The sequence below is a fragment of the Fibrella aestuarina BUZ 2 genome, assembly GCF_000331105.1.
Lineage (GTDB): Bacteria > Bacteroidota > Bacteroidia > Cytophagales > Spirosomataceae > Fibrella > Fibrella aestuarina.
Map to the genome: position 1 here is coordinate 4,950,922 of NC_020054.1, position 14,435 is coordinate 4,965,356.

A 14,435-nucleotide genomic window follows, 5' to 3' on the forward strand; every position below is an offset into this window, starting at 1 on the left:
AAGTTGCGTGACCAACTCCATTCTATTCAGCAATACTCGTGGGCATTATGAATGAAATATAATTTATATCAGCCGGCAAGGCACGGCTCATTCTAAAATGGTAATCTGATTTTAGTTTGTCTTCTATCTTTTTTAAGTCCGCGGGGCTAAATGCACTATTATTTTTTATTAAAAAGGACAACTCTCGTATAGTGCCCGATGGTGAAATGTAATATTTTATATCAAGCCTTTCCCCTTTTGGTAGTTTTTTATTTCCACTCACGGCCTCCTGCACTACCTTTTGTATATGGCTCTTTTCAGTATCCCCAAAGTTTAGGTAGTTCAGGTATGTCTCCTTCATTTCTTGAGGCATGGTCGATTTTACGTTCTTCAGTTTGTTGTTACTGTTAGCAAACTCAATTGTACTACTATTTGCTATGGGAGTAGCGGTATATAGTCTGCCATCTACCGTTTGAGTTACTACGTTAACTTTCTGAGCCATCACGTATTGTGAGCCAACTAGAATGACAACCATGAGAAATAGCGCTTTCATCGTTTACCACAGTTTGATTGGTTGACATTGCTTAACATAGCATTGGGTAGCAGATTAGCATTGGTCGGAAAATTGTAGGCAGGAAAGGTATTCTTAAACTGCTGAAGAAAATAGAAATACCGATCCTGAATCTGCGCGTAATTGGATGGAAACTTTGTGCCGCCATCGGTTATGCTTATTATCCATTGATAGTATTCCGTATTTATTGCGTCACTTGGATTAACGGTCATGCAGCACCCCTCATTATTGAGTACGCGTACAATGTCGGCACCCAACTTGGCCTCAAATTCGATATTCGAGCGACCTGTGTTGCTGTACTGTGCAAGTCCTCCGTAATAATGGTCTTGGTAAGCATGGAATAATTCTTCAGTGAGTGTCCCTAATTCAATTGTGTTCGAACTTTGGAAAGCAATAGATCCGTTACTGTACGAAAAATAAGCGGGCGTTTGGCTGTTAGGGTTAATCGAGAAGTCGAACTTTAGGTTGCGATTACTGAAATAATCATACACCGCTTTGTTATAGCAGTTCTTAACGTATTCCTTGAGAACATCTCTTAATTTTTGCTGGGCTGCATTGTCGAGCGAATTGGTTCTTACAATCTTATCGAGTATATCACCGGAACCCGGACTTGGCCCCCCCCCTGTTGGGGGATTACCGCTACCTGGTGGTATATCAGTGCCGTAATAGTTGTCGTTCCAGACAGCTTCATAAACTATCTCAGAGGACCAATTTATATACCAGTGACTGCCTATATAAACTTGTGGTGTGCAACCTTCATAAGGGTTTGCATATTCATAGTGAGCGTAAGCTGTTGCACCATCAGGCTGAGTCTCGCCCCAGTTAATATTGTAATAACACTTCAGCCGTTCAACCCATTGATACCCCCCTCTAGCCTTATTGTTAGCTAATAAATCGCGTCCCACAGCTGTACGAAAAAACTTGGTCGGCTTCCCATCAACGTACTTGAAACCATCAAGTAAGCGCCGGGTCGTTAAGTCGTAATAACTAACTTCCCCACTCAGCAAATCACCTCGTTTCAAATCAACATTTGCATCCGGAACTGTTTCCATAACTCTAAAAATGGGGTCACCTTTTTCGTTTTTGTAAAGCACCAACTGCCTACTAGGAATAGGATTGACAAGTTGAGAAGAGTGGCTGGCCGTGGCAGACGCATCACTTGATGATACAGTGATCACGGTATTTTGATGATTTAGCGGCGTCTGAATAAACGTATTTCCATTTTTATCCTTGAGCTCTATGGATTTCGCCCAATCAGGATTACCGAATATTGATTCATCATAACCAGACCGACCACCCTTATATTTATTCGTGTAAAGTTCCTTGGCTAAGGACACGGTCAACTGATTTCCAGCCGGAGCCAGACCGTCAATATCTGTTTCTTTACATGAAACAAGTACAATACCTATTAACAGAGCATTTAAAATTAGTGACCTTTTGAGAGTAGTGAGCTTCATAAATGTTGAGTCATCTTTAAAGTTTTTGTGAATACTTCTTTAAGTTGGTATTGTCAAATCGTGACCGTTTAACGAGCGTTGGGTAATACATATCGTCGATCACCAGGTTAAATAAATTCTTGTACTTGCAAACTTGGGGTTATCAGGGCGCGATTGGCTAATGACAAGAGTAAGCTATATGCTTCTGTAGTATGAATAGAAGAAGTCACCCAATTCTACTGTATATTTATTTACTAGTTAATGAAATACGAGCACATAACCTTTGAATATCAACAAGTTATCAACAAATAATTTATTTATATATCAGTCATTACTTGCCTTTTAAACAAGATAAGGCCCTTTTCTAGAGCCTAAGCAATAAATTGCTATCAATAGTAATTATGTTTAATTTGTCATTCTTGGTCTTTTAAAATATCCCATCGCCCAGACGAACATGCTAATCGAAGGCTGGTGCGTACTTCACTATTTAACCGATTCAGAATGCGATCATAAGCGGCTCCAAAGATGAGGTCTAGATCCAGCATCCATTGCCGTGTTGGGGCGGAGGGTGCCTTCAGCTCGTCCCACGTGCCGCAACTTACCTGAATAGATTACAGCGACTTTCTTATCTTGCCCTTAATGACCGAACGCACCTTTACCGCCTTTACCGAAGCCGACCTGCTGGCAGGAACAAGACTCTGCGCCGCCAATGCCAGGACGCATTCCGAGTGCGCTGATCACATCGCGACCCTGGGCCACTACGGCGTGGCCGCTTCCCATCTGGTCCTGGCCGCCGAGGAGGCCATCAAAGCCTTTGTTTTTTTCGCTAAGCTGTTTGACTTACCCCTGCCTCACAAGGTTGACGTGTACTTTGCCCAGCACGAGCCCCGCCACGCCGCCGCCCGCGACTTATACGGCTTCTTTTGCGATCTACTAGCGAGTCAGGCTGAGTATCAAACAGCGGTTCGTCAGGCAAGCCTCACCTTTGCGGCCCAGCAGCTAGCCCAGGGGCTGCCCACCGACGCCGAGCTGGACGAGGCCCAACTAGGTCACGACCTGATGGCCCACATCGGCGTCGAACTGAGTCGGTTGCTGCTTGCTAGAGAGGCCCGTCGTGACCCCGATCAGGAGCAGCTCGACCGGAAGTGGTGGAACAACGCCAACGGGCTAAAGAATAAAGGCTTCTACGTCGATTATTACGAGAACAAGGGCTGGCAGCTCCCCCGGCAGGTAGCGGAGGCAGACTATAAAGACAGCCGGCAGCGGGTGGACAACGTTCTTCGGGTCATCGAGGAACTGGATAGGTTGCCGCCCGAGTCGCTGGCTGACCTAAAACGCTTCCTGGCCGCCAGCAGGGACAAGGCCCTTGAGGTACTGGAAACAAGCAGCAACCCTACCGAGTCGGATTCGATTTGAACAGCGGTATGCTACCGGGACAAAAACGCAACGACCTTTGCCTATGCGGTTGAGCTATTCGTCATTTTTATTGCTGACCCTACTGCTTCTTGTTCAGTGCAAGTCAGCACCCGTTTCGCCTGTACCCAACGCGTCGGCGCCCACCCGCGATGACAACCTGGCGCTGGGTAATCCGTCGGGGGCTGGCAGCAGCGACGCCAACAACTACCTCCTCGACAAAGGAACCTTCGTGCTGAGCTACAACGCGGGCCGGGGTGGGCCTAACTGGGTGAGCTGGCACTTGTCGACAGCCTGGAAAGGCTCGGCTGCCCGCTACAGCGGCAACTTCATCCCGGAAACGAATCTGCCCGCCGGGGCGTATGGGGTCCGTCACGCCGACTACACGAACTCCGGCTTCGACCGCGGCCATCTGTGCCCCTCGGACGACCGCGACTCGACGGCCGAGGAAAACCGGACCACCTTCGTGCTGTCCAACATCGTGCCCCAGGCGCCCCGCCATAACCAACAGGCCTGGCGGCTACTGGAGGACTACACGCGGTCATTGCTCGACGGGGGTAACGAGTGCTACATCATCGCGGGGGCAACGGGTATGGGCGGTACGGGCAACAACGGAACGGTACAGATGCTGGCTGATGGCAAGCTGACCGTACCGGCTGCGCTCTGGAAGGTGATCGTCGTGCTGCCCGTCGGAAGCGACGATATCCGGCGCATCGACGCGCAAACGCGCGTCATCGCCGTCTGGATGCCGAACACGAACGCCGTCGGGGATGGGAAGTGGAGCAGCTACCGGGTCAGCGTCGACGAGATCGAGCGACGGACGGGGTATGATCTGCTGGCGAATCTACCAGAGGCGGTGCAACGCGTCGTGGAGGCGGGTACGGACCAGACGGTGATCCAATCGGTCTATTTGTTACCTACGCAGTACTGATACCAATCCGATGTCCCGTAAAGTAGTCGGTACCCTTATTGTCCTAATCGTTCTATAGAAATCGCTTTAGCCCAGTAAGGGTCACCTAGTCTTCAAAGCCTTTGCAGGTTTATTAGTTGTCAATAAAAGCCCCGTATACAGGGCAGACAGACAACGGGCTTCGTGTTATCAATTTATAATCGATGAAGCGAATTGATGCTCCGAACAGATAGGCCTATATGGGATGACACTTACCGAGGTGAAGCCTGTCAAAGCGGCTACTACACGTGGCTGGTAAGTACGCCAGGTCAAACCTCCACTCTTTCTCAGAAAGTATACCGTCGAGTTGGACAAGTTTTATTAATCCGCTGAGGTATTGACACGAAGAAATTTATATTTAGCGAGATCCGCATCCACATCTAATCGATTTCATCATGCGCTGTCTATGGAGTCTCTGCTTATTAATTAGTACCCTGTCCGCTAACGCTCAACATTATTTCGTCTTCAAAGCGAGAGGGATAGGCGAAACGTTTCGGGATTGTGAAGGTAAACCACAACGAAGCGTTACCGGACATGCCTTTGTTTCGCTCGTCCGGCGTGACGAAACGCTTCAACAAACCATCGTCGATTCAACCTGGGGGTTTGTGCCTAATAAACGAGGGATGATGGCGCTGGTAGCGACCCCTGGTCATTCCGAAGCGACCTGCATCGGCGACTTAGGGTCGGCAGACTTTATGATTGAAGTCGATAAGGCCACCTACGAGTATGCCAAGAACTTGAAATTAAAGTGGGTAGCTAGACAATACGGTATTTTCGCGAATGTCAATTGTGTGGATTTCGTCAAGGCCATGCTGGAGTTGATTACCCCTGAGGTGAAATTGCCCGAAATACCTACCGGTGGTCAACCAAATACGGGAGGGGTGGCAGCAGGGGCGGCGATGAGCCGACAATGGTACAGACTTCCGAAACCCTTTCTAAGTACCCTAAAACGACTCAACTCGGTACGGGATCAAGAAGCCCGTCAGTCGCTGGCGGACGCGAATACGCCAGCAAGCCCAACGAACAACGCCAAGTCGGCGCTTTCGGAAGGTGCCAGACGGCTTTTCTCTACTACGAGGACTAAGGCCTCCGTTGCAGAAAAAAATGAGATATATAACAACTTGCAATTCAAACTAGCTAACGATAAACAGCAGTTTACGATAGAGGAGGGTGAAAACTATCCGTTCACAGCTCTCGTCTTACCAACGGATATGAATGGAGACGGTGTAGACGAACTGTTTGTTGCGTTTGGCAACACATTCACGTCCGGCAATACCGGTTCAGAGATTGTACTGTTCATTAAAAACAGCGCCGGGCACTACGAAAAAAATCTAAACTTTTCAGGTTTGGTGCCGGAAGCTTTGTCGACGGGGAACGGGGGGTATGCCGACCTGCTAATTGGGGGTCCTGATTTCGAACACCCGATTTGGCGCTGGGACGGGGCGAAATACACGTTCTTTAGAAAGGTTAACGAGAGTGTTATGGCTACGCTAAAGCGCACCAGTATCCGCGCTCTCAGCCAAGCTTATCAACGTACGATCAGGTAGAAGTAAGTTGCTATTAGGCAGTGTAGGGATTAATTTGTTCAAGAAGTAACTACTTGAGTTAATACGGGTTGGTCTTATGCACTTCGATCCTAAACGCGATTCATTCCTAAACCCGATGCGGACTCAATTACTAGACCTTTACACCGCCCAACTACCATCGTTCCGCGCCGTGCGGCAGAAGCTAGGCCAGGGCAAGCGGGGCGGCCCCTTCCTGCTCGCGCCCCACGAAGCCTACGCGAGCCAGCCCCGCCCGCTGCTGATCGTGGGCCAGGAGACCAACGGCTAGGGGGAGCATTTCGACGACGTTGCTGCCCAGCTGGCGGTCTACGACGGCTCACTTGCAGTTCTCACTACTTTTTTCCACTCATTAATGATGATATTTTGTTAAATGGAATGAATTACGATAATATAATTCATTCTAATCAACATCTTCGTGAAAACAACAAAAGCATGTTTGTCAACTCAATATGTTTTGTATGTAATTAAGTTTTCACGAGTAATATATGCGTGGGATGATCCAAGATCAATCATCTGATCAAGTAACCAAATAAAATCATTCAAAAGAAATACATCCGATTTGATAATAGCGATATGGCGATGATACAGACGCTTAATCAGCGCTTCAGCTTCATCGCTTGCTAAGTAAATTAAATTACTTTCATCAGTTTTCAAACAGCTTACCAGCCATTGTGTTCCTTCGGGTAACAAGGTCTGATCACCAACTGACGACAGTAATTTTAGGAACGGACTAATATTATACTTACCAAATAAATCCACAACTTGCTTAATGAATAATTTATGACCCTCAAGTGGCTTCCAATGAACTGCTTCTTCTTTCCATTCAAACTCAAGAAACAAATAACTCGAAGAAATAGGGCATTTTAGTTTATTTAGAACTTGGCAAAATCGCTCCCAAACTCGCCAAAAATTGACGATAGCTCTTGTGCCTATATGCTCAAATTGACCATAAACAATTTGATCTAATTCCAAAATCGTGGTGCGTAAAATCCAATTTAAAAACTCGAATTTATTATCTTTATATGTAGGAAATTTAGACAGAATATTGACTTTGGAAATCAATAAGAATTCGACAATATCTGCAGCATAATTGTCATCGCAATAAATAAAGAATTTAGAAATATACTTTTCTATTTCACGACGATCCTCATCTAAGAAAGATAAATGATCAACATTTCGGTTTTTAGATTTGATACCTTGACTTAATTCCTCAAAAATTAGAAAGATCATATGTTTAATGTAAACTAGATGATCTTCATCATGGGTATTGAAGGGTATCAGTAGTAAGGCTCTCGTTAGCAAGCGGCTATGAAATGTATTTAATTTTATTAAGTGAATATCAATAGGTTGTATATGCAAACTCCACAAGGTCGAAGCTAAAACATGTGTTTCAACTTGCCCAACACTTCTATTATTATCTTGAACTTTGATTTTATTTTTGGTCTTTTTAATTTGTGCAAATCGGACTATCCCCCACCAAACTTGATTAGCTATTGAAGCATCTACTGCCCATAGCTCCTCCCTTAGCGAATCAAACAAAGGCTCAACTTCAAGTTTATTAAAATTAGAAACAGTTGCTATATAAAGAAGCTCAATTATTTTATTTCTACTTTTAAAATTATTAGTTGTTTTTATCAACAATGGTAACGCAGTCAAAGCAGCGTCTCGATCAAAATGAGATAACGAAAAGTGGGTTTTCAAAGACATACTCCCATCGTTAGCATCTTGAATTAAGTTACGTATAGCTTTGGAAACTGTCCGATCGCACCAAGTACGCTGCTTTGATGTAAGTAAATGGTTAAGGTCACGTAAGCCAATGACTGCTAATGAAATAGGTCTGTCGTGAATGTAATGAAAGTTTTTTATGACTTTATATCGTTCATGTACCGCTTGCCATTCGCTATAGTCAATTGATAGTTCATACTTTAGGACCTTATCAATCCTAAGAGATATTGATGCTGCCTGTTCATTATACTCCCTTTCGGGTCGAAACTTATCTACTAAATTCTGAACCTCTGGAGTGTACTCTGGTTGAATAGTAAAACGGTTTAATTCCAAGTTTTCATCAGTAATCTTCCATTTACGTGAATCAATTTCATGCAATGTCTTTTGCCAATAGATGTCATTATCATCGAACTGAATCCATAACTGATCAATTACTTCATGTACAGCTTCAGTTAAATCACTATGTAATAGTTGAATTTCTAAAACAAAGCTTTTCAGACCGTTCGAATATTTTTTTCTATGCGGTAATTCATTTGAATCATGTCTTGTCTTTTGTGCAAAGTAAATTTCATGATCCCAAGGTGCCAAAGCTTGCATTTCAGCAAAAGCACGTTGTGTATCCCACTCGTAAAATGCACGAACACCTAATAACGGCAACATCGATACGCCGACTTCGTGTGGGTAAGCAATGGCTATGCTGACCAATACACTGCTAATAGCAGCTGAATTTGAATTACGAATCAATAAATCAAAATATATTTTAATTCTTTTTCGACTATCAGCCGTTTTTAATTCAGCGATTTTAAGTAAATAAGCTTCAAGGCTCATTAGCAATGATTCCAAAATATCTGATGAAACTACTGTCCCACGGTAGGCCTGCCAGAGAACACTGCTACCCCACTGTTTGACAAGTTGCCCATCTAACAGCTTAAGTTCAACTTCTTTCAGGTCGCTCTTTGAAGAGTTGGTCGAAGTAACAAACCTATTTGTAGCATTATTAATTAGTTCTAATACAAAATAGAATCCGCTATATGTATTATCCTGCAACAAATTATAAATAGGCGTTTTATAAATTCCTGAAGGTGAGTCATGAATGTCATTCCTAAAGCCAAACTTTTCATTTCTATTTAGATAGTCATCATCCTCATCTTCAACAAAGAATTGACCAAAAAAATCTGAATCACTTGGTCGACTATTTCGTGTAGGCCGAGGTTGTTTTATCCAAACCGCCTTTGCTATCGCAATAACTTGTTCTGGCAACAAAGCTGTTAATGGTCTGCAATAAACGCCTGATAGTGCCATTTTACAGACATAACCATAAAATGACCTGTCATGATAATAATAATAATCTACTGCTTGAGAAATCGTACGTTCTAAAAGGGCTTTGATTTCGGTTTGTGCATATCCTGTCAACCTGAACGCAATAATTATTAACCCTTTGATTTTATCTTTCAAGGGTGCCTCATGCCAAACCTTTTCAGTATTAGTCTCAATTTCGTTGAAGTAATTAAATAGAATTACTTTAGCATATTCTACTGCATTAATAGGAACATGATTGTGATCTCCATACAGGCAATAACTCCAATCGGACAGTAAACCAGTGATTAAGATGCGAAGGCTATTAAGTTGATTTAAGTGATGTTGAATGAAGTCCAGGACTGACGTCCAGCCTGACCCCACTGGGGAAAGGGTCGCAAATCCCATGACACGCTGGTTCTCTCGGCATGCCGTACGAAGCAGATGAATTGTGCGTTGAAATAACTGAGCTTTATTTTCTAACAGTTCTTTTTCAAACTCTTTGAAAAAGAGATGGCTTTGATCTGAACGTAACAAGGCCACTAATATCTCATCTGCCCAATAGGGTTCAATGCTAGTTTGGGTTCTTGTTTCACGTATTAAGTGAAAAATGATTTCGGCACGACTAAGAAGCGAATCTTCAACCCATAACCGAAACGCTCGTCGAAACGCGGGCTTATTACCAACATTTTGAAAAAAGGCTACTGGCTCAGAAGAGTCATCTCTTAACTGGCGGATATGTTTTATCAACGCCCAGTCCTCTAAAATGTCATGAGATGGAGCGTACTTACGCTCACTTTTCTCTTTTGTTAAAACGTTATCATGAACTAGCTCGTCGATAGCAATTACATCGGCCTGGTCTGGTTCTGCATACAAAGTCATGCGCTGAGCTCTCAGTAAAGCAATCTCCATAAATGCTCGGCTACGTTTAGTTGGCATTCCATTTCGAATTACAGTCTGATTTTCAACAATATGCCCCCAAAGTTGATCCTTAAACTTTGTTATAGTTAACTCCCCGACACTAACCGGTGACGTATCAAGCCAACGCACGGCAAAATCTAGATATTTAGGGCTGCGTATAACTTTACGTATTTGCTGATTTACAGCAAGAGCTTCAAGTTTTGGAAATGCTTCCAGAACTTTTTCAAGCTCACTTTCCTTCCCCTCATTCAACAGAGGAACTTCTATAACCGAAACAGTTGGTAATGCATATTTTTGACAAATTAACTCAACTGCGTAGGTTCGGGAAGAGGCGACGATACTGACGTCTTTTACTCCATCTAAAAAGTGCATCAGTTGCCTAAAGGCATTATTAGGCTCCCCTTCCAAAAGTTTTTCCAAACTATCAATGAAAACAACTTTTTTGGGTATTGCAGCTAAACAAGCTGACAGATTTCTTAGATTATTAACTACACCTAATCCAGCAAAGACCTGCGCTAGTTGTGATTGATTGAATTGATCAGCCTTGAAAGTAAGCACGGTTGTATTCGGTATCATCTCAAAGATAACCGCTTTTATCAAAGCCGATTTACCTGCTCCCGGCTCACCAGTTACGATTGTTAAAGGCTGATGAATTATCGATGCAGTAAGACGGTCGCGTACCTCTGGCCGAGGCAGATGTAAGCCAACGATCGTATCTGTTAATGGTCCTAAGACAGCTTGTCCATCGTCTTGTAATTTCTCAATAGCCTCGTAACAATGTCCTATACGTGACAGGTCAAAATAGCTCATAAAATGCTGGCCATTAATGCTGTCCGGTGTTACAGCGCCTCCATTTTTATTTAGCTCAGCTACATACGCAAAGACACTATCCCATATTTCAATCGCTAATGTTGACTTTGCTTTATTTCTAGACAATTCTATGAGAGAAAGATAATTTGCTTTGCTCTGACTACTTTCTTGTCCAAAATCATATTCCAGCACCACTAAGCATCGGAGAAATTCCCACAGCAATTCAGCATTTATTGCTATACCCCCGTTTGCTTTTTGTAATACATCGAAAAAAATAGCCAACATCTTTTTTTTGCTATCTATTCGGTTTACTTCTTGATAAAAATCATTTGCCGTGGCTTTCGCCTTAGCCCAATTCAGTAAGATTAAGGTATCTTGTCGATCAGCTTGAGTTAAGGCACTTTTTATAATTAGTAACCGATCATGTGTAGGGTTAAAAGCAGCTTTATTATTAAAATCCATCCAGAAAGCCGTCATTACTTCTTCAAAAAGTGGATTCTTTGCACTGATCGGAAGGTTGTGCTTAATCTGAGCCAGTAATTTGTGCGCTCCCTGATGTGAGCGCACATGGAGCATTACATCATCCGTATGGAAACCAAGTCGTGTCGTTTGGAATGCTATCTCAATGAGTTCTCCAGTGGGTAAACCAGGTAGTTTACCTTTTACGATTAAGGTTATTATAAAAGCAGCCTGAACACTCAGTTCAAAAATGGTACCTCCTCCTCCTTTTGAAAAGACACTACTATGATCTTCACTAAGCTGACTCATGCTGTTCGTACTAATGGTTAATTGTGTTCGGAATAGTTAATTCTGACTGACTAGTGGGAGCTTCTAATTCCCTCAAGTAAATGAGGCCAGTGTTGGCACATGTCATGCCAGACACTCACTAATGCAAGCCTATCTTGGCCTATCACCCGCTGATAGCTGTTAACGAAGCTGCAACGATTTATAGCCGCTACTTGCACTGGCGAGGCGAATTGTGACCAAACACGTTTACAATTCGATATAAAAGGTTCAGTTTGGTCGATTCGTATACATAACACAAATCTCGGCGTCAGCGGGAAGAAAAAGACTTTGCTTTGGTTAAAGCCTAAGTTGCGGACCTGGTCCTCCCAATCCACGCAAAAACCAGGATTGTCGCTACTAATGAATGGTAGTGAAGCCGCAGTGTGCAGCAGAAACCAGCGACGGGTCAATAGGCTTTTAGTCACCTGATGAATAGCTGTTCCATCCTGTTCATAAGCTCGGATAAAGTTACTGACCTGAATCTCTAATGGAGTAGCTGGGTCAGTGATCCAAGTCTCAAAACGCTTGGCCCCATCCTTCAAGAACTCCGCCCAATTAGAACCCTCCTCCTTGAGTAACGGCTCAATACTCGATCGTTGATGATTTACTTCGTCAAGACTGTGTATAAAAGCAGCTCGCATACGCTGGGGATCACTTACAGCATATCTATGGACAGGGTTGCGGTGCTTAAATGACAACAAACTAAATAAAAGATTGTAGGCCTCTTCTCCTGTTATTGACTCTGGTTTTTTTAGCAGTCGAGGTATTAGCCTACCATACTTATTTTCAGCAACGGCGTTGTAGCGCTTTTCGACAATGTAAGGATCCGTGATTCCTAATCGTCGTTGGCTCTGTTCGCTAGTTAGGGTAAAATAGTCTGGGGCACAACCAGTGCTTTTAGGCGAAGCCTCCTTAGCCTGAGGGGCTCGCGCGTGGGCCTTGATAACAAGTGTGTAAAGTTTGTGCTGGCTGTTGACGAATTGCTTCAAATAGACTTGGGGCAGGTAATGTTGGTTCTTAGGCGGGTTCATGACAAATAATCTACCCTCTAAACTAGCAGATTTTTACCATAATATCTTTCTGTAGCTTGCTACCTTTGAGGATGATTTAATGGCACAGTAGATAAGCTGGCAAACCGGTAAAACCATTACCGTGAAATATGATGACACCCCACCAAGACGACATTAAGCAACAGATTGGCGCAATGATCCGTGAAGCACGTAAAGCAAGAGGATTGACGCAGGTGGAACTAGCCGAAAAGCTAAGTGTAACCCGAACCGCCATTCAAGGCTACGAAAGCGGCAAACAGAATTTAACCATTGATACAATGCAGCGATTAGCTATCCTGCTGGGTATCACATTCATAATCAAACCAGCATAAATATTCTTTTATAACTCAATGCCATATATATATGGCATTGAGTTATATTTGCATATCTTCAAATGAAGAAACCCCCAACGCTCAACTTTCTCACGGCTTAGCGAATGGGGGTCAGTCACAAACCATAACCGGTTACAGCTATGCTTGCTGGACAAATTTACGATGCCTGGCCCATTGTGCCAATCCTCCATGAGCCAACGGCTCCCCAACCCGCCCAACGAGGCGATCTCAACCACCGCTTCTTAGCCATCATGCAGGCCCTGGGTCTGTCGGGTTACGCCGTGGCTAAAGGCGCAGGCATCGCCCAGCCCACCCTGAGCTACATCGCTTCGGGCAAACAGAAGCCGTCTATTTCCCTGGTCGAGTGGCTACTGAACACCTACCCCTGTGTCAACGCCGATTACCTGCTGCGGGGCATCGGTGGGCCCCTGCGGGAGACATTGCTGCACGATCACGAACCGACGCCGCTAGCCGGAACAGGCGTCGAGTTGCAACTGGGGCGGCTGCGCTGGTATTTGCGCGAAGAAGTCTACCCCGCCCTGGAAGACGACGCGAACCTGATTTACGACGAGCAGGGCGAGATCATCCAGCATTCGGACGTGGCCTTGGCAATTCACCTCCATCGCGCGTTCGTAACGTATATGGGCGAGCACCAGTCGCAGTGGTGGGAGGACTACTGGGACGAGCTGCTCTACCTCTGCGAGCGGTTCTACACCTCGTCGGCTCAAATGGCCTCGATCCTGGGCCATCCCCAGTTTATCGCGCTGCTCAACGCTTACAACAAAGTTGGGTAAGATGGAGGCGTTGATTCAAATCACCACCGATGCGCAAGGCGCATCGGTGGTGTCAGCCCGTGAGCTGCACGCATTCCTAGAGGTGAAGTCTGATTTCTTCAAATGGTTTACGCGTCGTGTCGAAAAGTACGGTTTTGTCGAGGGGCAGGATTACATAAGGGTTGCCCAAAAAAGGGCAACCCTTGGTGGGGAGCAGGAGACAGTTGATTACGCGTTGACGCTGGACTGTGCCAAGGAGTTGGCGATGGTGCAGAACAACGAGCAGGGCAAGCGGGCTCGACTCTACTTCATCGAAGCCGAGAAGCAGTTGCGCACCGTAGTGCCCCAACCCTCCCTATCCTCGCAGACAGAACAGTTGTTAATCGGACTGTTACGGCAACAAACCGAACTGAGCCAGCAGCAGGCTGCGATTCAACAGAGTCAGCAACTACAGCTCGCCCGGTTACAAACGGATGTTGCCGCGATCATGGCCGGAATGCGAAGGGCTCGTAAGCCAGTCGTGAACCCAGGCCCACCTGCCGCCGTGTCGCTTTACGGCGAGCCAGTTCTTCCAATGGCGGTGCAGGCTGATTTGCGCAAGGCAATTAGTAACGCCGTCAATGACTATTGTGGTCGCTTCAATGCCACTCAGCTTGAAACGTACCGCTACCTGTATAATCGGATGCAGCAGGTCTACGGTGTCAATGTCTGGAGCCTGACCCGCAAGCCGGGGGAAAGTGTACTCGATGCGCTGGAAACGTACGGCCAGTTAGACCGACTCTACGCGCTGGTGCAGGCCGAATTAGCGTATCAGGAATAACTAACTGACC

At 45.0% G+C, this 14,435-nt stretch carries 11 protein-coding genes; 7 read left to right on the forward strand and 4 right to left on the reverse strand.

Features of this window, described 5'->3' with window-relative positions; all coding sequences use genetic code 11:
• Positions 1–22: 22 nt before the first annotated feature.
• Together FAES_RS20450 and FAES_RS20455 are read right to left on the reverse strand one after the other, a co-directional pair.
• Positions 23–532 carry a hypothetical protein gene (locus tag FAES_RS20450; protein ID WP_041258229.1) on the reverse strand — a complete coding sequence of 170 codons (510 nt, stop codon included), beginning with the start codon at positions 530–532 and terminating at the stop codon, positions 23–25.
• Positions 529–2,007 (reverse strand): hypothetical protein, encoded by a 1,479-nt coding sequence (locus tag FAES_RS20455; protein ID WP_015333100.1) that lies wholly within the window; start codon positions 2,005–2,007, stop codon positions 529–531. Before FAES_RS20455 ends, FAES_RS20450 begins: the two co-directional genes overlap by 4 nt.
• Positions 2,008–2,625: 618 nt before the next feature.
• Between FAES_RS20455 and FAES_RS20460 the strand changes: the two genes are divergently transcribed.
• From FAES_RS20460 to FAES_RS30440, 4 genes are all read left to right on the forward strand, one after another.
• Positions 2,626–3,402 (forward strand): hypothetical protein, encoded by a 777-nt coding sequence (locus tag FAES_RS20460; protein ID WP_015333101.1) that lies wholly within the window; start codon positions 2,626–2,628, stop codon positions 3,400–3,402.
• Positions 3,403–3,445: 43 nt separating this feature from the next.
• Positions 3,446–4,330, forward strand: coding sequence for a DNA/RNA non-specific endonuclease (locus FAES_RS20465; RefSeq protein ID WP_015333102.1), 885 nt, complete (start codon positions 3,446–3,448; stop codon positions 4,328–4,330).
• A 413-nt stretch (positions 4,331–4,743) separates the two neighbouring features.
• The gene (locus FAES_RS20470) at positions 4,744–5,895 is read left to right on the forward strand and encodes a hypothetical protein (protein WP_015333103.1); all 1,152 of its coding nucleotides are present in this window, start codon (positions 4,744–4,746) and stop codon (positions 5,893–5,895) included.
• A gap of 115 nt (positions 5,896–6,010) precedes the next feature.
• Positions 6,011–6,181, forward strand: a complete 171-nt coding sequence (locus FAES_RS30440; protein ID WP_158408798.1) for a hypothetical protein — start codon at positions 6,011–6,013, stop codon at positions 6,179–6,181.
• A gap of 176 nt (positions 6,182–6,357) precedes the next feature.
• Here FAES_RS30440 and FAES_RS20475 read toward each other — a convergent pair whose 3' ends face one another.
• Together FAES_RS20475 and FAES_RS20480 are read right to left on the reverse strand one after the other, a co-directional pair.
• Positions 6,358–11,433, reverse strand: a complete 5,076-nt coding sequence (locus tag FAES_RS20475) for an AAA family ATPase (protein ID WP_015333105.1) — start codon at positions 11,431–11,433, stop codon at positions 6,358–6,360.
• 50 nt (positions 11,434–11,483) lie between these two features.
• Entirely contained in the window at positions 11,484–12,482 is a 999-nt protein-coding gene (locus FAES_RS20480) for a DUF4238 domain-containing protein (protein ID WP_015333106.1), read from the reverse strand.
• Positions 12,483–12,610: 128 nt separating this feature from the next.
• Here FAES_RS20480 and FAES_RS20485 point away from each other — a divergent pair, with 128 nt between their 5' ends.
• The 3 genes from FAES_RS20485 (at position 12,611) to FAES_RS29215 (ending at position 14,425) form a co-directional block, all read left to right on the forward strand.
• The gene (locus FAES_RS20485) at positions 12,611–12,832 is read left to right on the forward strand and encodes a helix-turn-helix domain-containing protein (protein WP_229364512.1); all 222 of its coding nucleotides are present in this window, start codon (positions 12,611–12,613) and stop codon (positions 12,830–12,832) included.
• Between the two features lie 140 nt (positions 12,833–12,972).
• Positions 12,973–13,626, forward strand: coding sequence for a helix-turn-helix domain-containing protein (locus FAES_RS20490; protein WP_015333107.1), 654 nt, complete (start codon positions 12,973–12,975; stop codon positions 13,624–13,626).
• Between the two features lies 1 nt (position 13,627).
• A complete protein-coding gene (locus tag FAES_RS29215; RefSeq protein ID WP_015333108.1) occupies positions 13,628–14,425 on the forward strand; it encodes an antA/AntB antirepressor family protein in 798 nt (265 codons plus the stop codon).
• Positions 14,426–14,435: the final 10 nt, after the last annotated feature.

Excerpts from the sequence above, each read along its gene's own strand:
- FAES_RS20450 (WP_041258229.1), bottom strand. The coding sequence starts at position 532 with ATGAAAGCGCTATTTCTCATGGTTGTCATTCTAGTTGGCTCACAATAC.
- FAES_RS20455 (WP_015333100.1), bottom strand. The coding sequence starts at position 2,007 with ATGAAGCTCACTACTCTCAAAAGGTCACTAATTTTAAATGCTCTGTTA.
- FAES_RS20460 (WP_015333101.1), top strand. The coding sequence starts at position 2,626 with ATGACCGAACGCACCTTTACCGCCTTTACCGAAGCCGACCTGCTGGCA.
- FAES_RS20465 (WP_015333102.1), top strand. The coding sequence starts at position 3,446 with ATGCGGTTGAGCTATTCGTCATTTTTATTGCTGACCCTACTGCTTCTT.
- FAES_RS20470 (WP_015333103.1), top strand. The coding sequence starts at position 4,744 with ATGCGCTGTCTATGGAGTCTCTGCTTATTAATTAGTACCCTGTCCGCT.
- FAES_RS30440 (WP_158408798.1), top strand. The coding sequence starts at position 6,011 with ATGCGGACTCAATTACTAGACCTTTACACCGCCCAACTACCATCGTTC.
- FAES_RS20475 (WP_015333105.1), bottom strand. The coding sequence starts at position 11,433 with ATGAGTCAGCTTAGTGAAGATCATAGTAGTGTCTTTTCAAAAGGAGGA.
- FAES_RS20480 (WP_015333106.1), bottom strand. The coding sequence starts at position 12,482 with ATGAACCCGCCTAAGAACCAACATTACCTGCCCCAAGTCTATTTGAAG.
- FAES_RS20485 (WP_229364512.1), top strand. The coding sequence starts at position 12,611 with ATGATGACACCCCACCAAGACGACATTAAGCAACAGATTGGCGCAATG.
- FAES_RS20490 (WP_015333107.1), top strand. The coding sequence starts at position 12,973 with ATGCTTGCTGGACAAATTTACGATGCCTGGCCCATTGTGCCAATCCTC.
- FAES_RS29215 (WP_015333108.1), top strand. The coding sequence starts at position 13,628 with ATGGAGGCGTTGATTCAAATCACCACCGATGCGCAAGGCGCATCGGTG.